Source organism: Pseudomonas sp. AM14(2022) (assembly GCF_036346455.1).
GTDB lineage: Bacteria > Pseudomonadota > Gammaproteobacteria > Pseudomonadales > Pseudomonadaceae > Aquipseudomonas > Aquipseudomonas putida_A.
The window spans coordinates 63,013-83,284 of the sequence record NZ_JAOTNY010000012.1 but is presented as its reverse complement, the minus strand read 5'-3'; the positions used below and the strand labels follow the sequence as shown (position 1 = coordinate 83,284).

The window sequence follows — 20,272 nt, the reverse complement described above, 5'->3', positions numbered from 1 at the left end:
GCCGGGTTTAGGGTTTCGTGTGCGTTTCGCGTTACTTGTGCACTATGGGAAAATTACCTCACAAACCCCAACATAGCAACAACTTTATGCCGCATCTTCAGATTTTTCATCAAAGATGACCTGCCATATAGGCTGCAATGCCTGAACATCCACTTCTGAGATAGCTTCACGCAGGAAATTCCACACATCCTTCCAGTCTCGATCCCACACTTTTGGCTCAATACGCACGCCGTAAAGCTTCAGCATCCCCTCAGCCACTCGCGCCGGCCCCCACTGCTCGCCTCCGTGAGCCTCAACCTTGTAGGACTGCAAAGCTATGGTGATCATGCAATGGGCCTTCGCTGCCTTTGCGTCCGTCAGGGCGGAAAAGTCCACATCATTCCAGATCAGCTTCTCGGCGTTGAGCACATGAACCATCGTCATGCATGGGTGGTACAGGTAGTGACCGAGCTGCTGAACCTGGAACGGAAGCGTGTCGATTGCTCGGAGTACTTTACCGATGGTTGCCAGGTGCGCAGCTCTGGCGGTAGATCGGCCAACCGGTGTACGACGCGTCTCGCTGATGCTGATCTTCTGGCGCACGACCTGAATGCGCTCTTCCTTGTCATCCCCAAGCGCAGCGAACACGGCCTCGGCGCGGCGCATGCGCTGCCCCTTCTTGATCGGTGCCGACTGCGCCTTGTCGATGGCCACAGCGCTGATCGACGCGTTCGATTCGTGCTGCGCTTCAGTCCACACCTGTCTTGCGTTGATCAGCTTCATGCGGCTTCCCCTTTTTTCAGCTCTCTTGTTTTGGCTCGGTATTCGGCGGTTATCGCCTTGAGTTCTTCTGCGGTGTACTTGCGCGGCTCATGGTCAGCCTCAAGGGCCTCGACCGCATCTAAGCCGATCCGGGCAATGAGGCCGGCGCGGAACCCTTGGGAAACGGTGTACCCCTTGCGGGCGTGCATGTAGGAGCCTGAGTTACACGCTTTGCACTGAAGCCATATATTTTCAGGCACCATGCGCAGTTCTGGCCTGGCCCCCTTGCCCATGAAGTGGCCAGCATCGAATGCGCCGCCGACCTTCCAGCCTTGAGCCGCAAGAATTACTTCCTGCGACTCGCCGCAACTGATGCAGCCGCTGCCGATGCTCAGCTCGTAGGTGCGCCGGTAGTCGCGCACAGCCTTTTCCGCGTCCTTGAGGTGATCCGACCGAGTCTTCAGCGCCTCCTTGCGGACCTGGATCTCGGCGCGCCCGATCTGATCCAGCGCTTTCCGGGCCTTCGCCTGATTGACGTCCTTGATGGCCAGACCGCACTTGTAGCCACATACAGCCTGCCCGAGTCGCTGCGGGACGAATGAGTCCCCGCAAGCTGGGTTCTTGCAATTCTTCGGTCGTGGTTTTTTGCGTTCGATGGTCATAGAGCCACCGTCCGAGCATTGCTTGCGATGTGCGAGCGGAGCTTGTTCACACGAGCCCCCAGCGAATCAAAAACACGGCCGTCAAACCCCGGGCATTCTCGATACCACGCCATTAACCGCTCAACTTCTTGGGCTTTTGCTTTCTGCCAAGCAGCGTGTGCATCCTCAGCGGTGTCGTATCGCCCCAGCCGCTTATTCTTCCCGTCTACGCTAATGCAGGACGCGTACTTTTTGCGTGAAGGCTCCCAGCTGACACCTATTGGCAGATCTCGGGGGGTCCGCGGCAAAATGAAGAGGTTATTCAGCCGCTGAGGTACGAAGCAGCAAGACTCGGCGGAATAGGCGCGGCTTCCAGGAATTAGCAAGTCCTTATCCAGGGCATACCTTTTCCCTGAACCTTCAACTAAATCGAACCCAGGCTGCTCTACCGCCCAGTCACCGAACTGTTGGAATGATTCGAACCCGTTGTTTACGTCGCTGTAAGATTGGTGTGTTCTGCCGACGAAGCTTTTCGGGTTGCATCGATCAGCCATCGCGTTCCACAAATTGCCAAGTCGGGTGTAGCGGCACTCCAGCGTATCTTCCGTGCGGACTGTCCAAGACTTAACCCACTCACCAGATGCATCGCGGAAGTTATCGCACCCATGAGTGCTAAATTTATTGATCTTGCCCATGGCTAGTACCTTCCACCCCATTTGTCCTGCTCAGTCCAACGCACGTCATGCTCGGCGCCGAAGGCATGCATCAGCTCGAACAAGTCGCTGAACCACTTCTGCGACTGCTTGCGGGTCGATACGGCCATCACGACGAAGCCACCGTCGAGGCCGGGCTCCGCGCGCTGCTTCTCCAGCGAGGCACTGAAAAGGCACTTCCAGTCCTCGCTGGTCAGCTTCTTGCCGTGCCAGATGACCTGCTCTGATACGTCCTTGAGCATTGCCCACATCTTGCGGTTGCAGATGTCCGGGCGCTTTTCGTCCTTGATGACGACGATCTTCGGCGTGGTGAAGTCGGTTGCGTGCAGGACGCCCATGAGGCGGCTGATATCGCGCTGGCTGCGGATTGGGAACTCGTTCATGCCGCAACCTCCGTCGCCATAGCGCTCGTGTATTTCTCCACCAGGTGGGAACGGGAGACGAACGCATCGACGACGAAACCTCCGAGATCGATTGCGAGCGGATCACCGTTGCCCTGGCCGCGCGGCACGTAATACTTGCGATCCTCGCGGCCTTGGACCGGGTCAATCACGAAGTAACCCTCATCGGTCACCTCGATCAGGATCTGGTGATTGCCAGCTTCGATATTGAGTGACGGCGCCGTGCAGAGATAAACGCCCTCGTCCGCCAGCGGCGGGTTGTCGACACTGAAAAACGCCGTGTATTTGATCCCGAGGTATTCGAGCATTTCGCGCATGGTCAACTCGCCCTCGCGGTATGGCTTGTGCAGCTCATCGATGACCTCGGCAGCAGGTCGACCGGCAAGCATCGCAAGGCACGTTGAAACGCAACTCACCGGGCACGGTTGCATCTGTCGAACGATCAGTGGATTCATGACTGCTCTCCCTTGCCCAGGGCTGAAAGGATGTCGTGCAGATAACCCGTCGCCACACTTGGCTGCTTCCCTGCGGAATCACACAGCTTCTGAACGAAAGCTGTAGCGCTCTGCAGGCGATCGGCATCCTTGCGCAGAGCCTCGTTCTCGACCTTGAAGCGATCACACTCGCCCATGACTTCGCCGATAGCCCAGCTCAGGCCAAGCTTGGCGTCTTTCACCTCTCGCAGATCTGCCCGCAGGCATTCGTTCTCTGCGATCAGGGCCAGGACTGCGGCGGGATTCGCGGCGAGCACCAGATCCGCGTAATCCTTGTTCTGCGCCATGAACTCGGGGAATGACCGGTTCTGATGCACGTCAAAGACGATCCCGTTGTCGTTCCGGATGTACAACGCGCCGTGGCTGCGCATGAAGCGAAGCGGCTGATGCTGCTGGCACGCCTCGGCAATCGCTTTTAAATCGCGAGAGTCATTCATTCGGCGAACTCCTTGAGCAATTGACGTGCGCCCATGACGGCACCCTTGTCGCCGGATGTGCGGCTAATGTCCTGCAGCCATCCGAGCATTCGGGTGTTCTGTGCTTTCAGGTCGATGACCATGCCAAGCAACTCATCCCCGTCGGCGTCCATGTCGGACTTGAGTGCTTCGCCAATCGCGCCAAGGTCGCAAGCCGCCGCCAGAAGCATGCGTTTGTGCGATTCCAGATCCTTAATCAGGGCCAGCACGCCTTCACGCGCTGCAACCATGAACTTGGCGAAATCAGCGTTGCAGGCCTCGACATAGGTCGGCCCGTCGTAGTCGTAATCCTCCCCTTCGAGACGGAATGGCTTGCCGTAGACGGAGTAAAAACCAGTCGCGCCGCCGCCAAGCGATTCGCCTGATGGGCCGTTGAAGAACGGTTCAGTGTTGCTGTCCCAATCCAGATCGGCCGGGAATTCCTCGGCCAGACGTTTCAGTTCGCTGTAGTCGGTCATGTCAGAAACCCTCCTTGCCGCGCTGAGATTCCCAATCGAACGGGACCACGATCATTCCGCCCTCGCGCAGACGGTCGACACAGCGGTCACCCATGGCGGCTGGCAACTGGCTGGCTTCGAGGTTGGATATCACCACCGTGGGGCGTTCCTGCTCGTACCGGCCGTTGATGATTGCGAACAGGGTCGTCAGCTCGAAGTCGCTCGGCTGCTCCTTGCTCACGCCTACTTCGTCCAGCACCAGCAGATCGGGATCGATCAGGCTCGAAAGAATCTCGGCCTCGCTGCGCTCGCTGTGCTTGTCGTACGTGGAGCGGATCGCCTGCAGGATGGCGCCGACAGTGCGGTACACGGCAGTGCGAGACGTGTTGTGCAGCAGCTCGTTGGCCATGCCGGCGCCGAGGTGCGTCTTCCCGGTACCGGGCTTGCCGATCAGCACCATGCAGCGACCGGTCTTCAGGATCTCGTCGAAGATCTGGACGTAGTGCTGGCAGAACCGGAGGGCTTTGCGCTGGCCGTCGTTCTCGGCCTGGTAGTTGCCCAGGGTGCGAGTGGTAAAGCGCTTTGGGATCAGCGCATCGCCCAGCTTGCGAGCGAGGGACATGCGCAGCTCCATCGCCTTGTTGGCCTGCTCAGCGGCTTCGGACTTCTCGCGGGCGATACGGCTGCACTCAGGGCAGTTGCTTCTGAGCTCCCGGCCCAGCACGGCATAAACCTTCTGGTCGTAGGAACCGTGGGTTTCGCACTCAGCGGGCTGGATGCGAGTGCCCGGCGGCAGTTCTGGAGTTGCCTGGACTGGCTCAGAGCGCATAGCTGCCGTCCTCCCGCATCTTCAGGCCGGAGGTGTAATCGCGATCAGCGAAGCCGGTGTGACGGGATTGCGGGAACGGGTGCACGTTGCTGGCGACCTTGTCCGGGAAAATGCCGGTCCAGCCGTTGGAGATCGAGGTGGCGAGCACCTGATCCGGCGCGGCATGGCCCAGCAACGCCTTGGCCTGCTGCTCACAGCTCTTGGCGGTCAGCGGCTTGCGGATTTCCTTGCGGTGCTGGCACCAGTCGGCCCACGCGCTTTCGGACACGTTCTCGGGCTTGGCAGTGAGCGGATCGAATTTTTTCGCCTTCCCCGGAGCGCCAGCGACAACCCCTTTCGGTTCATTGATGGTTAATTGATGGTTAATTGATGGATTGGGTGCAGCTGGTGCACCCCGTTCGGTCGTCATTTGCACCCCGTTGTGTTGTGAGCTGCACCCCGTTGTGTCTTCACTTGCACCCCGTCCAGAACCGGGTGCAGGAGATGCACCCCGTTCAATGCAGAGGTCATAGACGACAGGCCGGCGGTCGTGACGGTCGATATAGGCAGCGGCAATTATCTGGTTGCCCAGGCGGATCGCCCCAATCTCCAGCAGGTAGTCCAGCTTGTAGCGGACGGTGCGCAGCGAGAGTCCGGTGTCAGAACTCAAGCTATTGGCAGAAGGAAAGGCGCCCTTTCCATTCTTGTCGGCATAATTGGCGAGGCACAGCAGGACATGGCGCGCGGTAGCGTCGACAATGTCGTTCTGCTCGAGCGCCCAGCTCATGGATTGAACGCTCATTGCAAAGTCTCCCATTCCGGGAGGAAGTCACCGCTCAGGAGCTTGCTGACGGCCATGTCTCGGATCGACTGTGGGTTGATGCCAGTAAGCCGGCGAATCAGCACCTTGGAAGCCAGGACCGCTGTCATCAGCTCAAATCGAGCGTCATTGGTGCAGTCTGGGCACTTGGATTCCTCGGAATCCAGATACACACTCATGGCAAAGTCGCTTTTATCCCAAGCCATGAAGGCCAACTGGTCGTTGGTAAATTGCTCCATGTAGGCGTCGTCGATGAGGGTAGCTTTTGTCGTCGACTTGCTCATGCCCCACCCCCGAGCAAATCAGCATCACGGCGCGCCCATAGGGCCTGGAGCTTTGTCAGGCCTTTACCAGTGACGCGAGGTGTGGACACGGTAGTCTTGCCGTTCTCGGGATGCTCAAAGGTGCTGAGCTTCGCCGTCAGGTAGCCGGATTCAATCGGGCCTTGCATCGGCTCGTTCTTACGAAGAGTTACCCAGCGGCGCTGGCGCAGGAATGCCATCAGGCGGTTCTGGCCGGTGCCGATCAGTTTTGCGGCCTCGGCCACCGAGTAGGTTTCGTGGGTGACCGTCACTGCGTCGAAGAAAGCTGTCTTCGGCGCGTCGGCGGCGACCTTCTGCTCGAGCATCAGGTTTTCGTGGGAAAGCTCGGTGTTGTCTGCTTCCAGGGTTACAACCTTGCGCACGTTGTCTGTCAGCAAGGCCAGCAGGACTTTAGGGTCGTTGAGGCTTGCGATGTCGAAAGCAGGCTTTGCGTGAGCCATACGCCAGAACTCTTTCACCAGTCGCTTTTTGAAGTCGCGGACGATGACGCTGTTGCGCATGTAGGTAAGGAGTAATGTCGATTGCTGCTCATTGAGTGTTGCAATCTCCCTTGCTTGCTGGCCGCCAGCCGTTTGAAAGGTCTGGATTTCAAATCCGACCCTTCCAAACTCTTCCATGTCCGCTTGGTAGGTTCTGACCAGCTTAATAACGCTGGCATGATCAACTTCGCACCCTGCCGCGATGGCGAGAGTGGTAGTAACTGCCTCGCCATCTACAAGGCTGACGATTTCAGTACGCGACACGTTTTCAAAACTCGAAAAACGTGTCGCGACACCGGCGGGGGTATTGACGATTGACTGGGTAGTGGGCATTATTCGCTCCAGAACGTTGTTGCAAGCGCTGTTAAAAGAACCGACCTGATCCGTCGGTTTTTTTGTGCCTGCGATTTGGTGGATGGTTGTTTCATTGGCAGTTCCTCATGAGTCCCTGAGGGGCTTATCAGCCCTTCCGTCCTATGGAAGCGACGTTGCTCCGGCTCTTTGGTGGCCGGGTCATTCGATCCAGCGCCCGGTTCATGATTGTTGCGGCCATCTCTTCTGGCGTTACCCCGTTGCGTCTGGCTAATAGCTCCAGATCAGCGAGTCCCTGCCAGTCGAGCTGGATTTCCAGCGGTTTTCTTTCAGGCACAGGGCCTCCTCGGCTACTTCAGGCCACGTCTGTTTTCGCGTTAAGCTCTTCCATCATTTGGTTCAGGCCGCGCTCCAGGATTTCGCGAGCGAGCACAGCTTTTTGAGTCCGCTGAAAGCGGGCCATCGCTGTCAGCAGGTCGTCAGCCGCCTCGTCCAGGCGAACCTTGGTCGGCTTGTCGTGAAGGTGGTCAGGTTCGAAGTACGACATCTGTGGTTCCTTGTGTGGTTGGAAGTGGTTAGGCAGCGGATTTCTTTAGGGCGTCTTCGTAGAGGCTTTCAATGGCCTTTCCAGTTTCGTAGCGGACATCTGCGCCCTTGCTCGCGCGGTGAATGGTCGGCTGCGTGGTGGAAATGCGATCAGCGATCGCCTTCTGCGAAAAACCCAAGCTGAAAAGCTCTGTGAGCATTTCTTGAATAGTCATATGTGCCTCCAATTCGGCAGCGTATTGCCCGCATGATACGCAGTCGTATAAACGGAGGCAATACACTTGCGCAATACGTTTGTCTATTGGTGGAAAATGCACATCGGAGATAGGATCGCTGCCGAAATGGCGGCTAAAGGCTGGAGCGAGGGCGAGCTGGCGCGTCGAGCAGGCGTCACGCAGCCAACCGTTCACAGGATAATTTCCGGTGAATCGAAATCCCCAAAGCGGGAAAATATTGAAAAGATCGCTAAAGCGCTGCGCGTGGCAAGTAAATGGCTATGGGATGGCGGGGCGAAGAGCGAGCCTGATTCCTTTGATGCAAACGTAGAGCCGGCAACAGGGCCGAGCCGTTATTACGAATATCCGGAGATCAGCTGGGTGCAGGCTGGAGTTGCGTGCGAAGCAATGGATCTGTTCAACGTTGGCGACTTCGAGGCGATCCACCCTTCAGATGCTTGGGCGGGGCCAAATGGTTTTTGGCTGAAGGTGCGCGGCCCATCAATGACATCGACCAACGGCATGAGCTTCAGCGAAGGAATGATCATCCTTGTTGCGCCCGGAAGCGATGTCGAGAGCGGCCAATACGTAGTGGCCAAACTCATAGACACCAACGAAGCGACATTTAAGCAGTTGGTTCGCGACTCCGGGAAGGCTTACTTGAAACCCCTCAACCCTGCTTTCCCAACAGTTGAAGTCGATAACACCTGGACGGTTGTCGGCCGCGTCGTAGATGCGAAATGGCCTCGATCGGTTCTTTGATCAGACGAGGCGTATCAGGCGACAGCCAACTCCCATCGAGATAAGTCGAGGAATGGTAATTTTTTGGTGCGCTGTCAGCCTGTCCTTCACCTTTACCTCGACCATGAGCACCTCGGTCCCGTTTGTGAGCTCCAGATCAGGCCACCCATGGGACATTGCGCCGTCGAATTTTGCGTAAACATCCAAAAGCTGGTGCCAGAACGCCTCGGGATAGGCGGCGATGAATTTGCGCGCTACGTGGCTTCCCGATGGCGTCATTGGCCATACTTCCGCGCATGCCGTGCAAATCCTCGAGTAGTCCTTCAGGACAGATTCCACATCTGACAATCTGCTGCTGAGCACTTCGTGCATTTCCGCGATAGGCTGGGGTGGCACCTCCCTGCCTCCCTCTAGAAGCTTTTCGATACCCTGGGCGGTCATCGGTATTAAGTAGTGGATTGCATGCATGAGCGGTGTCCGCACGGGGTCGACCGCCTTGTACGGATTGCGCTCAATCAGATATGGGAGCAGGAGCGCCCTAAAGATTGATCTCGTTAAATTTCCCTCCGTGTGCTCGCCCTCCCACCCCTCGCTTTTCATCAGCGCCAGTGCGGCATTTTCTGGGCGCCCTTCGCGCGGAAGTCCTATCCGCTGTTCCTTCATAGGCCATTCGAGCCATTTTTCAGCCTGAGCAGGCATCGATTGCTCATGCGCCGACACATCGAAATCCATTTCTTCTCTCGCTACCAAATGGGGCGAAGAAGAATCTCACCAAAAATAATGCGTGCGCGTATTGACGCAATTTATACGCTGGCGTATTGTTCACCCATCGCAGCGACACACAGCCACTGCGAAGGGCCTCAACAGACCCGCCGCTCTTTCACAATTTGGAATCTTCGCGGATCGATCCCCGGAAACGGGCATAGCGCGAAACACAAACTTCGATCTCCATGCAGGCTCTGGAACCTGCCGGACTCCCCATATGGGAGGACGCCAAACCATGCAAGCCAGCCGGCGAAGAACACCGAACACGAAATGTGTGACGCCGGCCAGGTGGGGAAACCGAGGCGCCGAGCATGGGATGGAATCGAACTCAGGCATTTTTTGCCTTAGTTCAAAAACAGATTTCACTGGCTGGCCTTGGCGACAGGGCCAGACGGGAAATCAACTGAGGGCAATTAAATGGCCTGCAAAATTTGCAGCTCAAGCAATACGGCTTCGCTGGGCATGCGTACCCCGCACCTGTACTGCAGGTCATGCGGAGCGCATGAATACGAAGGACAGGTGATCGACAAGAATGCCTGGAACTCTTGGATCAACGGCCACACAGAACGACCTGTCGGAGATTCCCATGCTTCAACTCATCCTGATCGGCGCAGCGCTCAGCCATGCGCGGCCAGAACCGCCACCTGATGACGGCCTGCCAACCGGTCCATTGCGCTTCCACTGTGAGCGCTGGCGATGTACCGAGGGTCAGCGTTCGTTCTGGCGCGCGTTGCCCAGCCCCAAATACTGACTATTGAAGCTGCATCGCAGGCAACACCGAAAAGGCCCTCACGTCCAGTTGGGCCTTTTCACTACTCGCTCCCACAGACCAGCCGCTCTATTCCGGGCGCTGGCAGCACGAAAACACTTACTTCGCTCCCACAGCCGACACCACCCGAATGCACTCCCCTCCGCGCCCAACGGCAACCAGCGGAGCGGATGAGTGCATCCGAGTTTTGTTGGATCAACCAAAGAGGTTTCCGTAATGCCGAAGATCATTGATGTGATCAGGACGAAGCGGGGGCAGACGTTTCTGCTGCTCGACGAATTACCCCGCTGCGTTTACGAGCGCACCGGAAACCTTTTGGTATCGAACGACGGCGGCTTTTACGACTTCCTCCAAATTGTGCCGGGGTCGCGCGACGCCTTCGCCGGGCGGGAATTCACGATCCAGCTCACGGATGGGTCAACGCTGGAATGCAGGGGTCAGGTCTGGTCGTGCGGTGCTGATGTTGGCGTACCAACCGCACAGGTCGGCGTAGGAACTCTCGAGTCTCTTGCAAGCTGCTACGTCTTCAGCTCGGCCACAGTCGACGTATCGCTGGTGAACGAATGGCTCTCGAAAAACAAGCCGAGCAGCCGGTACTACAAGTACGACAAGCGCGAGACGGTCGAGTACTGGGAAGCCATCTACCGCACCGAGAAATGGGGCAATCGAATTTCTCCGGCTCGGGCCCGGAAGCTCCGCAAGCGTGGTGCGACCATCTGGCGCGTAGATGGCAGACCAACTTGGAGCGCCCGCTTCGAGAAGCGCAAGACGCAAATCCTCGCCGATATCGCAGCAGACTCCTGATCTACCGCCACTCTGGAGGCAACCATGAACGCAACCGCGCTCGCACAAAGTGAATTCGATAACCGCCTGCCGCCTCCGGTGAGCGAAAGCCCTCGCGAAGTTGCTCGGGCTGAGTGGCTGTACAACGCCGTAGAGCAGATGGTTCGGCATGGCTGCGACGTCTCGTTCCAGCGCCGCATGCGGCCGGCTCAGGGAGTCACGCTGGCCCAGTTCGCTCTAGCGGTTGATGAGCATGTAAACGGACGGCTTGCAGACTGCGAGGTCACCACGGCTTCGCTGGGCTACCTGCTGATCGCCGCCGAGCGCGGACACGCTGACAAGGTCGCTGCCGCCGGACTGCTCGGTCCCAGCGATCACCCACTGGGCAAGCTCGGCGAAATTGCGGAGGGCCTACTTCGCCCCCTTATCGATGACGCGCTGATCGCCCAAACCGAGGATGCCGAACTGTGAGCCCGCACATCCTTATCGATGAAGCGCTGGATAGCCTCTCGCATCCGGACAGTCCGCCCGGCAACAGCATTCTGGTTCAGCAGATCATCACCAACCTGATGACGGATCAGTTGATCACCCTCGAAGAATTCAGCCATTACTGCCAGCGCCTGCTGAAGCATTGCAGGCAGCGCAAGGAGTTCACATGAGTACCGCACCGGTTAAATCGCTGATCGACGAACAAATTGAAGAGCTGCCCGAATTCATGGCGGTACCAAGCGACCGCGTACTGATGGTGTTCAAGGGCGCAACTTGGGAAGACGCTCTACACTCTGCTGAATTAGCCAGCATTGAAAATGTTCACGCTTGGAGCCGCAGGGCCTGCCTGTGTGGTGAGTGGACGATCACATATGAGGTGAAAGCTTGACCTCCTACCAGCGTGCAAAACGTGCCGCCATCCTCCGCGGAAGTTTAATCGCCATCTCCGTCTTCATCTTACTGATGCTGATCAGCGCCCTCGCTGATCGCGTCACTCAATAACCCCACACCTTCAAACGCTGCGAGCATCGCGGCAAGGATTCCCCGTGTCCGCACAACAGCAAGTCATCAAGATCGACGACATCAGCGAAGAAAACGCGCCGGCCATTTACGTCGCCGGTGGTCTTAGCCAGTTCTTCGACGCGGTTGCCGCTGAGGTCACTGCCGAGGTTCCAGACCTGACCACTCGCAAAGGCCGCGAGCGCATCGCCTCTCTGGCGGCAAAGGTCAGCAAGTCGAAAACAGCCGTGGAAAAGCCCGGACGCGACTACCTCAAGCGCCTGAAGGAAATGCCGAAGGTCGTCGAGGCCGAGCTGCGAGAGTTCGTCAACAAGATGGATGCGCTGCGTGACGCCACTCGCCAGCCTCTGACGGACTGGGAGCAGGCCGAGATTGCCCGGACAGATGCCCACGTCGACGCGATCCAGCGCATCAAGGATCTGGCCATCTTCGAAGCGGCGCCAACGTCCGGCCACTTGGCCAACATCATCGCCGACCTTGAATTGCTCGAAATCGGCGATAGCTGGGAAGAGTTTCTGGCTGAAGCCGCCCAAGTGAAAGACCAGACGCTGAGCAAGCTGCGCGCGCTATACACCGAACGAGCGCGGTACGAAGCCGAGCAGGCCGAACTGATCCGGTTGCGCGCCGAGGCTGAAGCACAGGCGCAGCGCGATCGGGATGCGCAAATCGCCCGGGAAGCTGAAGAGCGTGCCCGCCACGAAGCCGAGCAGCGCGCCCAAGCTGAGCGAGACGCAGCCGCCCGCCGCGAGCAAGAGTTGATTGACCAGGCTGCCGCCGCGCAGCGCGCCTCCGAACAAGCCGCCCGCGACGCAGAAGCTCAGGCTGAACGCCAGCGCCTCCAGCTTGAGCAGCAGGCCGAGCAAGCTCGACTGGCGGCGGAACAGGCAGAAGCGAACCGCATCGCTGCCGAGCAACGTGCCGAACAGGAACGCCAAGCCGCCGCGAAACGTGCCGAACAGGCAGCAGAGCAAGCGCGTGCCGACGAGCGCCGCCGCGCCGATGCAGCGGCCGCCGAAATCCTCCGCCAGCAGGAAGCCCGCGAGGCCGATCTTGAACACAAAAAGCAGATCAATCGCGCCGCTCTGGAAGCCTTCATCGCCGGCGGCATGACCGAGGAATGCGCCAAGCAGGCAATCACCCTGATCGCGCAGCGCAAGATCCCCGCCATTTCAATCAGCTACTGAGGTCGCTATGTCTACCGAAATCATTATGCCGGAGCAGCGCCGGCAAGCCGTCGTGCCGATCTCGACGGACAACAGCATCATGGCCGTCATCAGTCGCGCCGCCGCCGATCCGACCTGCGATATCGAAAAGATGGAGCGCCTGCTGGCAATGCATGAACGCATGCAGGATAAGGCCGCCGAAGCAGCATTCAACGCCGGAATGGCGCAAATGCAGTGCGAGATACCAACGGTCTTCGAGGCCGCTGTGAACCTGCATACCGGCAACGCCTACGCCACGCTCGACGACATCACGCGAATCATCAAGCCGATCATGCAGCGACACGGATTCGCAATCACCTTCAAGGTTGAAAACCTCGACAAGGCGATCAGTGTCACCGGCATTTTGATGCACCGTGACGGGCACCGAGAACACACCACGATGACCTTACCGGCCGATATCGGCAAAGGGCGCAACGAAGTGCAGGCGGTTGGTTCATCCACCACCTATGGCAAGCGCTACGTGATGTGCGCGTTGCTGAACATCACGACCAGTGAGGCTCGCGATGATGACGCGCAGACAGCAGACGGTTCGGACAGCGAGGAAATGCGAGCCCAGATAATTGCGGACATCCTCGAGCGGGTCGAACAGACGGCCTCACCCGATGAGCTCAAAGATGTCTGGCAGGCTGCATTGAAGGTTTTGCAGGCCAGCGGCGACAAGGTCGGTTATGACACGGTGAAGATTGCCGTCACCAAGCGCAAAGACATATTGGAGGCAAAACAATGATTGTCCTCAACTGCACGCAGGGATCTGCCGAGTGGCTGCAAGGCCGCGCCGGGGTCATCACCGCAAGCATGTTCAGCACCGCCCGCTCCAAGGTGAACGGGCTTACCACCCAGCAGCGGAAGTATGTCGACGCGATCCTGGCCGGCCATAGCGAAAGCAAGGCCCGCGACCTGGCTGGATACAAGGCCGGTCCGAAGGCCGAAGTCGTGCAGCGCGCTCTCGATGGCGAGAAGGTCGGCGAACCATCGAACGCCGCACTCACCTACGCCTTCGAACTGGCCGTTGAACGGATCGGCGGTGCGCCGCTGGATGGTGGCTTCGAAACGTGGCAGATGCGACGTGGGCACGAACTCGAACCCGAAGCCCGCATGGAACACGAAATCCAGACGGGCCTGATCGTGACTCAGGTCGGGCTGGTGAAAACGGACGACGGCGTGTTCGGCGCCAGTGCAGACGGGTTCATCGGCGACGATGGCGGCTCGGAGTACAAATGTTTCCTTTCGCCTGACAAGCTTCGCGCGTTCCACATCGACAACGATGCCAGCGAAGTGATCGACCAGGTGCAGGGCTGCATGTGGATCACCGGCCGCAAGTGGTGGCACATCGGGATGTACTGCCCTCTCCTGAAACCCGTTGGTCGCCAGCTCTGGTTGCAAGAGTTCAAACGGGATGACGACTACATCGAACAACTCGAAGAAGACCTTTGGCAGTTTAAGCTGCTGGTGGACGGCTACGAGGCGAAGCTCCGGAGTAAAGCAGCATGATCAGCAACCACCTCAACCTCGTCGAGCAGCACCGCCAGGACGCTTACTCGATATCGGAGCGCACGGCGGAGTTCTTGGACGCTGGCGGGACAGTCGCGCAGTTGCCAAGCCCGCCACGCAAACCGCTGCCACCGCCCCGCTCGAAGAAAATAGACCCTGAAACGGTCCTCAAGCGGAGGCCGAAGCCGATATCAGCGGCCGAACGCAAGGCGCTGCGCAAAATGGCGGACTCGCTATGAAGTCGAAACGCAAACCCAACAACGGTTTCGCCCGGGCTGAACGAAGTTGCCGGGCGCTGCTGCGCACCAACCACGTCGCGGTGGTGAACATCGACCCCAGCGGCAGCCAGATCATGGCGAACTGGAAGAGTTGCCGGCAGATCCGCAGTCTGGCGATCGCCAACGCGATTTTCGACTTCTCCTATCGTTGGACGATCTACATCGGCGCCATGTGTCGCGACGAGCGTGGCGCCGAGTACATCAAGTCGGTGGAGATCTCGCCCGAGGGCATCTACAAGGTCGAGCGCCTGACAGAGGCCATCGAGCATTACTACTTGGAGCTGCGCAACAGCGCCAACCCGAACCATCTGGTTGCGTCAGGCTGGATCGCCATTCCGGACGAGGTGTCGATGGATGAAGCCCAGGCAGCGAAGCTGTTCTACGCCGCCGGCGCCTGGCACCAGGTGAAGGCAGCAGCGTGAGACGATCGATCAACCGGGCGCACCAGCGCCGACGACAGACATGGCTGGACTTGCCGGCCAGCGGAATTGAAGAGGTAAGCCATGGCCAAGAGCAATGCAGATCGCTCAGCGAAAGCCGCGGCGAAGAGGAAGAGCCGCGGCGAAGTAGAGGTTCGGTTCCACACCCTGCCAGCTACGCGCCAAGCCCTTGCTGACCTGATGGCCTGGAGCGGAATCGAAGAACCGGGCGAAGCCATCACGCTGATGATTCACCACCTGCATGGCCTTGGCCCGGGCGGCGCCCTTCCCTTACTCACGCCGCCGCGACACAAATACGAAATTCCTGAAAACGTGTCGCGGAAATTGAAGCTTGCCCACGACCGCGAAGCCCTTCGCATCACTCACGACGAATAACCACCCTCACGCTGCGCATCCGGTCACGGAGGGCGGCACATACCCGGAGAAAATCATGACTGAACATGCACAACAATCCGTAGCGGCCGCCGACCTGCCAGAGCGCGGTCAACCTCTCGCCGGTGGCACCTTCTTCGCTCGCTATTGGTTGAACGGCGAAGAGCGCGCCTTGGTGCTGCTCGACAACGAACTGATCGGCAGCTGGGGTAAGTACGGCGAGGACGTCGCCGGCGCCAAGAGCCTCAGTGATGGTGCCGCAAATACCCGCGCCATGGCCGAAGCCGGCAACGATATCGCGGTGAAGGCCTTGGAGCTGGATGCGCACATCCCGTCCTACCTCGAAGGCGCTCTGCTGATGGCGGCGAAGTCCGAAGGCTTGGTCACCCTACGCGAAGATCGTTGGCACTGGCTGAGTTCGCAGTTCTCCGCCAACACCGCCTACTTCATGGACTTTGAAGCTGGCTGGCTCTACAACTACGTCAAGAACGACGAGCGCGTCGCGCGCCCGGTCCGCAGCCTTCCTATTCAGTAATTCATTCCTTCAAAGATTAGTGGTTTAAATCAACTTTATGTACTCAATTATGCGCTTATCTATATCCGCTCCTATTCTATAAAGGTTATGTAACGCAAGATCGGCATCGTACTCGCACTGTTCTGCGAAGGAGTCCGCCCGCTCTGAGATGGAATTTGCTAACGGGCTCACGTTGCCACCAATCAAATTTCGCTTTGATGCCTCAGCGCTTTCAGCGTAAGCACGCTTACGCTTGCATTCAGCGTCATACACAACAATAAAGGCTTCGTAAAAACTTTCTAGCTCCGCAGAAATTGCCTCATCAACATAAAGCCTAGAAGTTTTTATGTGCGTAGTAATCTTCGCAAACTCGCGCAGATCGGTATGCATTCCATTCTCTTTAACCAGATGAAACGCTTCTGTGAAAGCCTCATATAGTTTTCTTTGATATTCGTGAATGCTTATTTTGTTTGCCTGTCGAGCCTCTCGGGCTGACTTCCAGGCAAACACCGCGGACACGACCGCAACCAAGAAAGCAACGCTCGCAATTAAATTTGCCCAAGATGCTGCATCCATAAGTTCAAGCTCCTCCAGCCCCATGCCGGGCCGAACACAAATACCCCACTTCTACGAATCACGCCAACCGGCGAGGATCCCCTATGGAAATCACTTACGGCTCGGTCTGCTCCGGCATCGAGGCGGCAACGCTTGCATGGAAGCCGCTTGGCATGCGTGCGACCTGGTTCGCCGAGATCGAAGCGTTCCCCAGCGCGGTGCTGGCTCACCATTACCCGAACACGCCGAACCTCGGTGACATGACCAAACTCGGCGCCCAGGTGCTGGCCGGCAAGATCGCCGCGCCGGACATCCTCGTCGGCGGCACGCCGTGCCAGGCCTTCAGCGTGGCCGGGATGCGCGAAGGACTCACCGACCCGCGCGGCGCCCTCACCATCAAATACGTGGAGCTCGCAGATGCAGTTGACTATGTTCGAGCAGGCCAGCGAAAGCCGCCCTGCGTCATCGTCTGGGAAAACGTCCCCGGCGTCCTCAGCGACAAAGGGAACGCCTTCGGATGCTTTCTTGGCGCGCTTGCTGGGGAAGACTGCGAACTGCAGCCTTCAGGGAAAAAATGGCCGGACGCTGGTTGTGTGTATGGACCCAAAAGAACAATCGCGTGGCGGATCCTGGACGCCCAATATTTCGGCCTGGCCCAACGACGCCGCCGTGTGTTCGTTGTCGCAAGTGCTAGAGACGGATTCGATCCCACCGAGGTACTTTTTGAGCGAGACGGCGTGCGCAGGGATCATGCGCCGCGCCTTGGCGAGGAAGAAAACATTGCCAGCACCATTGCAGGCGGCGCTCGAAAGAGGGGCGGATACAGCACGGACGATATCCCTCTGACCGCGCCAACTCTCCGCGCTCAATCACAAAGCAGCCATCGTGCAGACTCCGAAGCATTCATTCCGGTATCGGCTTATGGCGGCGGACGAACCAGCGGGGCAATAGATGTCGCGGCTTGCCTGACCGCAAAAGGGATGCGGATTGATTTTGAGGTTGAGAGCTTCGTGGTGCACGGTACTCAGGATCCCGATGTGCGAATCGATCAAGCGCACACCCTCGGCAGAAACAATGGGATGGAAAATGCCGTGCTGGCTTTCTCATGCAAGGATTACGGCGGAGATGCTGGCGAGATAGCGCCAACACTGCGCGCCATGAACCACTCGGGAAGCCATGCAAACGGTGGCGGTCAGGTTGCAATCGTCGCATCAGTTTCACCCACCCTCAGATCGGGGAACATGCGGAATAACAGCAACCCAGTGACCGAGGCTGAAATGCTGGTAGGCGGATCAAAGGTGCGGCGCCTGACTCCGCGTGAGTGCGAACGCCTCCAAGGTATGCCGGACGACTACACCCTAATCCCTTGGGATGGCTGGCGAAAGCTCGACGCCGACGAGACTACGGAACAGTGCATCGCCGACGGCATGGATGTGCGCCAAGCGAAGAAAAGCAGAGCATGGTACGTGCGAGACGCAGATGGCCCGCGCTACAAGGCGATCGGCAACAGCAAGGCCGTGCCGTGCGTGCGCTGGATCGGCCGGCGGATCCTCAAGCAGATCACATCCAGCCCGTATGCTTGAGAGCCTCGATAAAACACAAAATTGCGGTGATCAGCTCAATCGCACTTATTAGATCTTTCATTCAACAATCCTCAACTGTTCTCTAGGCAAAGGTTTTCCTCTGCTATAGCGGCCCAATTGAATCTCCCGCCGACCACCCTCCACCGCCCGGGCATGCCCCGGCATAGGACGCCCCATGCCCACAGAAAAGATGAAGGCCTATCACGTCGGTGAAGGCTCTGAAGGTGAACACGTGATCACGTTCGCCACCAACAGCGCTACGGCGCGCCGCGAGGGCGGCAACGAGTTGAATCTGACCTTCGAAGAGGTGGAGTTCTGCCGCCGCGCGCCGTGGGCCGATCAGTTCGCTGGCCAACCTTTCATCCCGGCCAAGGCTTACCACGAGCAGGGCTGGTGGATGTACTGCAACAACTGCGAGAACCAGCTCTACGAGGACGAGGAATACGACGAAGGCAATCCGCTCGCGATCGTCTATGACGGAAGGCACGTCTACTGCGATCAGGGATGCAAAGACGCGCGAGACAAGGAAATCGCTGATGCAAACGCCAAGGGTGAGGCTTTCAAGGAGAAGGTTATGGCCGAGCGGCCAGATCTGACCTTTACCGAATGGAGCATCGGGTGGCCACGGATTTCCATGTCGGCAAAATTCCAGTTCCCTGGCTCGCAGTATGGCGGGTCTGTGAGCGATCACGACGGCGACGGCACCTTGCGCTGGTACGTGGCCCAGGGCGACAAGGCCGCGTGGGACTTTTACCAGAAGGAGCGCGCAGCATGAAGCGCATCTACCTCAGCGGCCCCATGACCAACATGCTGGACCTCAACTTCCCACTGTTCCATTCAACGGCCGCCAGCCTGCGCGCCGCCGGGCACAGCGTCATCAACCCGGCCGAGCTCAATCCAGACCCAGGCACTTGGAGCGAATGCATGCGCCGTGACATCACAGCGCTGATGGAATGCGACACCGTGGCCACCCTGCCCGGCTGGCAGAACTCACGCGGCGCCAGCCTCGAAGTGCATATCGGCAAGGAGCTCGGCATGAAGGTCGTCAATGCCAATGATCTGGTATCGCTGGAGATTGCAGGATGAATACTCAGTGGAAGCTGGTTCCAGTCGAGCCCTCTCAATCGATTCTTGACGCAATGACTACCGAGCGGAAGAAAGGGAATGGGGTCTTGCAGATGTGGTTCGAGGCCATGGCAGCGGCGCCCACACCACCACTTCAGGCCGACGGAGTAGATTTCGGAATCGACGGGCGTTCGGTACGCGTCTCGCAGGAGGCTTACTCGATCTTCCTGGCGCGAGAAGCGGCCGGCCGGGAAAAGATCGCGGCCCTGCAGCTGCGCCTGAACGCGGCGGATCAGCGGATTGATGAGCTGGAACGAGGTGTGAAAGCGCCGCTCGATCCACCTCAGCCCTTCACCGAGCAGTTCCTCGAAGACCACCTCGGCAAACTCCCGCAGTAACCAATAACTCCCTCCACCTTCAAAGTCAGCCGCTATAGCGGCAAGGACGAAAAATGCCTATCGAGAAAATCGAAAAGGAGGCTGACCTCTGCGCGCTGTTCATCCAGGAGTTCAACGAACTACCCGGCTGGACGTGCTACCCCGAGGCGGCCGGATTCGACGTGCTGGTCGTGCACGAAGACGGTCGGCAGATCGGCGTCGAAGCGAAGCTGCAGCTGAACGCCAAAGTAGCCGACCAGATTCTGCCCTGCCGCGGCGACGACCTTTATGGGCGCGCCGGGCCAGATTACCGACTGGTGATCGTGAGCAAAATCACCGATGCCAGCAAAGGCATCGTGAAGATGCTGGAACATCTTGGCGTCAGAGTGCTGGTGCCGAGACAGAGCTGGACCCGGCAAGGCAACTGCATGACCTTCAGCCTCGACCACTCTCTGCTCGAGGTAAGCGGCCACAAGCCTTTCTACGACTGGTACATGTTCGACTGGAATCCGCCAGAGCGCTGCCAGGTGCCAGTGCTGGTGACGAACCTGCCCGCAGGCGTGCCCGCGCCCGTGCGCCTGACGCCGTGGAAAGAGTCAGCACTGAAGGTTCTTGCCCAGCTTCGGCGCCAAGGCTTCATCACCGCCAAACAGATCGCCAGCCACGGCATCGGCGTCACCGCGTGGACACAGGCACCGGGAAGCAAACCGGCATGGCTGGCAAAGGGCGCAGTGCGCGGGACATGGATCGAGACTGAACACATGCCTGCTTTCGACAAGCAGCACCCGGACGTCTACGCCTTGGCCGTCGAAACCCTGGCCGCCACAGCGCCAACTGAACTGGAGTTATCGCAATGATCTTCGCCCCGCTCTACATGGCCTACCTGATCTACAGGGGGCCGT

At 58.6% G+C, this 20,272-nt stretch carries 33 protein-coding genes; 18 read left to right on the top strand and 15 right to left on the bottom strand.

What is annotated here, in order from left to right; translation table 11 throughout:
* Nucleotides 1-84 precede the first annotated feature (84 nt).
* The 13 genes from V3W27_RS21775 to V3W27_RS21715 form a co-directional block, all read right to left on the bottom strand.
* Nucleotides 85-762, bottom strand: a complete 678-nt coding sequence (locus V3W27_RS21775; protein ID WP_262948983.1) for a hypothetical protein — start codon at nt 760-762, stop codon at nt 85-87.
* Nucleotides 759-1,403 carry a recombination protein NinG gene (locus V3W27_RS21770; RefSeq protein WP_262948982.1) on the bottom strand — a complete coding sequence of 215 codons (645 nt, stop codon included), beginning with the start codon at nt 1,401-1,403 and terminating at the stop codon, nt 759-761. The genes V3W27_RS21775 and V3W27_RS21770 overlap by 4 nt, the downstream gene beginning before the upstream one ends.
* Nucleotides 1,400-2,077, bottom strand: coding sequence for a hypothetical protein (locus tag V3W27_RS21765; protein ID WP_262948981.1), 678 nt, complete (start codon nt 2,075-2,077; stop codon nt 1,400-1,402). The genes V3W27_RS21770 and V3W27_RS21765 overlap by 4 nt, the downstream gene beginning before the upstream one ends.
* Before the next feature lie 2 nt (nt 2,078-2,079).
* Nucleotides 2,080-2,478, bottom strand: a complete 399-nt coding sequence (locus tag V3W27_RS21760; RefSeq protein WP_330207515.1) for a recombination protein NinB — start codon at nt 2,476-2,478, stop codon at nt 2,080-2,082.
* On the bottom strand, nt 2,475-2,951 hold the full coding sequence (locus tag V3W27_RS21755) for a hypothetical protein (RefSeq protein ID WP_330207514.1): 477 nt from the start codon (nt 2,949-2,951) through the stop codon (nt 2,475-2,477). Before V3W27_RS21755 ends, V3W27_RS21760 begins: the two co-directional genes overlap by 4 nt.
* Entirely contained in the window at nt 2,948-3,427 is a 480-nt protein-coding gene (locus V3W27_RS21750) for a hypothetical protein (RefSeq protein WP_330207513.1), read from the bottom strand. Before V3W27_RS21750 ends, V3W27_RS21755 begins: the two co-directional genes overlap by 4 nt.
* Nucleotides 3,424-3,924 (bottom strand): hypothetical protein, encoded by a 501-nt coding sequence (locus V3W27_RS21745; protein ID WP_330207512.1) that lies wholly within the window; start codon nt 3,922-3,924, stop codon nt 3,424-3,426. The genes V3W27_RS21750 and V3W27_RS21745 overlap by 4 nt, the downstream gene beginning before the upstream one ends.
* A gap of 1 nt (nt 3,925) precedes the next feature.
* Nucleotides 3,926-4,732 (bottom strand): ATP-binding protein, encoded by an 807-nt coding sequence (locus V3W27_RS21740; RefSeq protein ID WP_330207511.1) that lies wholly within the window; start codon nt 4,730-4,732, stop codon nt 3,926-3,928.
* Nucleotides 4,722-5,513, bottom strand: coding sequence for a helix-turn-helix domain-containing protein (locus V3W27_RS21735; RefSeq protein WP_330207510.1), 792 nt, complete (start codon nt 5,511-5,513; stop codon nt 4,722-4,724). The genes V3W27_RS21740 and V3W27_RS21735 overlap by 11 nt, the downstream gene beginning before the upstream one ends.
* The gene (locus V3W27_RS21730) at nt 5,510-5,815 is read right to left on the bottom strand and encodes a hypothetical protein (RefSeq protein WP_330207509.1); all 306 of its coding nucleotides are present in this window, start codon (nt 5,813-5,815) and stop codon (nt 5,510-5,512) included. Before V3W27_RS21730 ends, V3W27_RS21735 begins: the two co-directional genes overlap by 4 nt.
* Nucleotides 5,812-6,666 (bottom strand): phage regulatory protein/antirepressor Ant, encoded by an 855-nt coding sequence (locus V3W27_RS21725; RefSeq protein ID WP_330207508.1) that lies wholly within the window; start codon nt 6,664-6,666, stop codon nt 5,812-5,814. Before V3W27_RS21725 ends, V3W27_RS21730 begins: the two co-directional genes overlap by 4 nt.
* A 334-nt stretch (nt 6,667-7,000) precedes the next feature.
* On the bottom strand, nt 7,001-7,192 hold the full coding sequence (locus tag V3W27_RS21720) for a hypothetical protein (RefSeq protein ID WP_024013551.1): 192 nt from the start codon (nt 7,190-7,192) through the stop codon (nt 7,001-7,003).
* A gap of 28 nt (nt 7,193-7,220) precedes the next feature.
* Nucleotides 7,221-7,406 carry a hypothetical protein gene (locus tag V3W27_RS21715; RefSeq protein WP_024013552.1) on the bottom strand — a complete coding sequence of 62 codons (186 nt, stop codon included), beginning with the start codon at nt 7,404-7,406 and terminating at the stop codon, nt 7,221-7,223.
* Between the two features lie 66 nt (nt 7,407-7,472).
* On the opposite strand from V3W27_RS21715, the gene V3W27_RS21710 reads away from it, so the two are divergent.
* Entirely contained in the window at nt 7,473-8,168 is a 696-nt protein-coding gene (locus V3W27_RS21710) for a LexA family protein (protein ID WP_230679685.1), read from the top strand.
* On the opposite strand, the gene V3W27_RS21705 is transcribed toward V3W27_RS21710, so the two are convergent.
* Complete coding sequence (locus V3W27_RS21705) at nt 8,169-8,879, bottom strand: hypothetical protein (protein ID WP_330207507.1); 711 nt, start codon at nt 8,877-8,879, stop codon at nt 8,169-8,171.
* A 619-nt stretch (nt 8,880-9,498) separates the two neighbouring features.
* On the opposite strand from V3W27_RS21705, the gene V3W27_RS21700 reads away from it, so the two are divergent.
* The 12 genes from V3W27_RS21700 (at nt 9,499) to V3W27_RS21645 (ending at nt 15,811) form a co-directional block, all read left to right on the top strand.
* Nucleotides 9,499-9,663: a hypothetical protein gene (locus V3W27_RS21700; protein ID WP_330207506.1), complete on the top strand. Its 165-nt coding sequence runs from the start codon at nt 9,499-9,501 to the stop codon at nt 9,661-9,663.
* A 234-nt stretch (nt 9,664-9,897) separates the two neighbouring features.
* Nucleotides 9,898-10,485, top strand: a complete 588-nt coding sequence (locus tag V3W27_RS21695; RefSeq protein WP_330207505.1) for a hypothetical protein — start codon at nt 9,898-9,900, stop codon at nt 10,483-10,485.
* A gap of 24 nt (nt 10,486-10,509) precedes the next feature.
* A complete protein-coding gene (locus tag V3W27_RS21690) occupies nt 10,510-10,935 on the top strand; it encodes a hypothetical protein (RefSeq protein ID WP_330207504.1) in 426 nt (141 codons plus the stop codon).
* On the top strand, nt 10,932-11,123 hold the full coding sequence (locus V3W27_RS21685) for a hypothetical protein (RefSeq protein WP_047297566.1): 192 nt from the start codon (nt 10,932-10,934) through the stop codon (nt 11,121-11,123). The genes V3W27_RS21690 and V3W27_RS21685 overlap by 4 nt, the downstream gene beginning before the upstream one ends.
* A complete protein-coding gene (locus V3W27_RS21680) occupies nt 11,120-11,341 on the top strand; it encodes a hypothetical protein (RefSeq protein WP_017736470.1) in 222 nt (73 codons plus the stop codon). Before V3W27_RS21685 ends, V3W27_RS21680 begins: the two co-directional genes overlap by 4 nt.
* Before the next feature lie 157 nt (nt 11,342-11,498).
* Nucleotides 11,499-12,656, top strand: coding sequence for a hypothetical protein (locus V3W27_RS21675; protein ID WP_330207503.1), 1,158 nt, complete (start codon nt 11,499-11,501; stop codon nt 12,654-12,656).
* A gap of 7 nt (nt 12,657-12,663) precedes the next feature.
* Nucleotides 12,664-13,422 carry an ERF family protein gene (locus V3W27_RS21670; protein WP_330207502.1) on the top strand — a complete coding sequence of 253 codons (759 nt, stop codon included), beginning with the start codon at nt 12,664-12,666 and terminating at the stop codon, nt 13,420-13,422.
* Nucleotides 13,419-14,186, top strand: coding sequence for a lambda exonuclease family protein (locus tag V3W27_RS21665; RefSeq protein ID WP_330207501.1), 768 nt, complete (start codon nt 13,419-13,421; stop codon nt 14,184-14,186). The genes V3W27_RS21670 and V3W27_RS21665 overlap by 4 nt, the downstream gene beginning before the upstream one ends.
* Nucleotides 14,183-14,425: a hypothetical protein gene (locus V3W27_RS21660; protein ID WP_330207500.1), complete on the top strand. Its 243-nt coding sequence runs from the start codon at nt 14,183-14,185 to the stop codon at nt 14,423-14,425. Before V3W27_RS21665 ends, V3W27_RS21660 begins: the two co-directional genes overlap by 4 nt.
* Entirely contained in the window at nt 14,422-14,886 is a 465-nt protein-coding gene (locus V3W27_RS21655; RefSeq protein WP_108183210.1) for a hypothetical protein, read from the top strand. Before V3W27_RS21660 ends, V3W27_RS21655 begins: the two co-directional genes overlap by 4 nt.
* 81 nt (nt 14,887-14,967) lie before the next feature.
* Nucleotides 14,968-15,279, top strand: coding sequence for a hypothetical protein (locus tag V3W27_RS21650; RefSeq protein WP_108183211.1), 312 nt, complete (start codon nt 14,968-14,970; stop codon nt 15,277-15,279).
* 55 nt (nt 15,280-15,334) lie between these two features.
* Nucleotides 15,335-15,811: a hypothetical protein gene (locus V3W27_RS21645; RefSeq protein ID WP_330207499.1), complete on the top strand. Its 477-nt coding sequence runs from the start codon at nt 15,335-15,337 to the stop codon at nt 15,809-15,811.
* Between the two features lie 24 nt (nt 15,812-15,835).
* Here the strand turns inward: V3W27_RS21645 and V3W27_RS21640 are convergent, their stop codons facing one another.
* A complete protein-coding gene (locus V3W27_RS21640) occupies nt 15,836-16,366 on the bottom strand; it encodes a hypothetical protein (protein ID WP_131671972.1) in 531 nt (176 codons plus the stop codon).
* Between the two features lie 83 nt (nt 16,367-16,449).
* Between V3W27_RS21640 and V3W27_RS21635 the strand changes: the two genes are divergently transcribed.
* The 5 genes from V3W27_RS21635 (at nt 16,450) to V3W27_RS21615 (ending at nt 20,227) form a co-directional block, all read left to right on the top strand.
* On the top strand, nt 16,450-17,928 hold the full coding sequence (locus tag V3W27_RS21635; RefSeq protein ID WP_330207498.1) for a DNA cytosine methyltransferase: 1,479 nt from the start codon (nt 16,450-16,452) through the stop codon (nt 17,926-17,928).
* 175 nt (nt 17,929-18,103) lie between these two features.
* Nucleotides 18,104-18,703 carry a hypothetical protein gene (locus V3W27_RS21630; protein WP_330207497.1) on the top strand — a complete coding sequence of 200 codons (600 nt, stop codon included), beginning with the start codon at nt 18,104-18,106 and terminating at the stop codon, nt 18,701-18,703.
* The gene (locus tag V3W27_RS21625) at nt 18,700-19,014 is read left to right on the top strand and encodes a DUF4406 domain-containing protein (protein ID WP_330207496.1); all 315 of its coding nucleotides are present in this window, start codon (nt 18,700-18,702) and stop codon (nt 19,012-19,014) included. Before V3W27_RS21630 ends, V3W27_RS21625 begins: the two co-directional genes overlap by 4 nt.
* Nucleotides 19,011-19,391 carry a hypothetical protein gene (locus V3W27_RS21620; protein ID WP_330207495.1) on the top strand — a complete coding sequence of 127 codons (381 nt, stop codon included), beginning with the start codon at nt 19,011-19,013 and terminating at the stop codon, nt 19,389-19,391. The genes V3W27_RS21625 and V3W27_RS21620 overlap by 4 nt, the downstream gene beginning before the upstream one ends.
* 53 nt (nt 19,392-19,444) lie before the next feature.
* Nucleotides 19,445-20,227 (top strand): hypothetical protein, encoded by a 783-nt coding sequence (locus V3W27_RS21615; RefSeq protein WP_330207494.1) that lies wholly within the window; start codon nt 19,445-19,447, stop codon nt 20,225-20,227.
* Nucleotides 20,228-20,272: the final 45 nt, after the last annotated feature.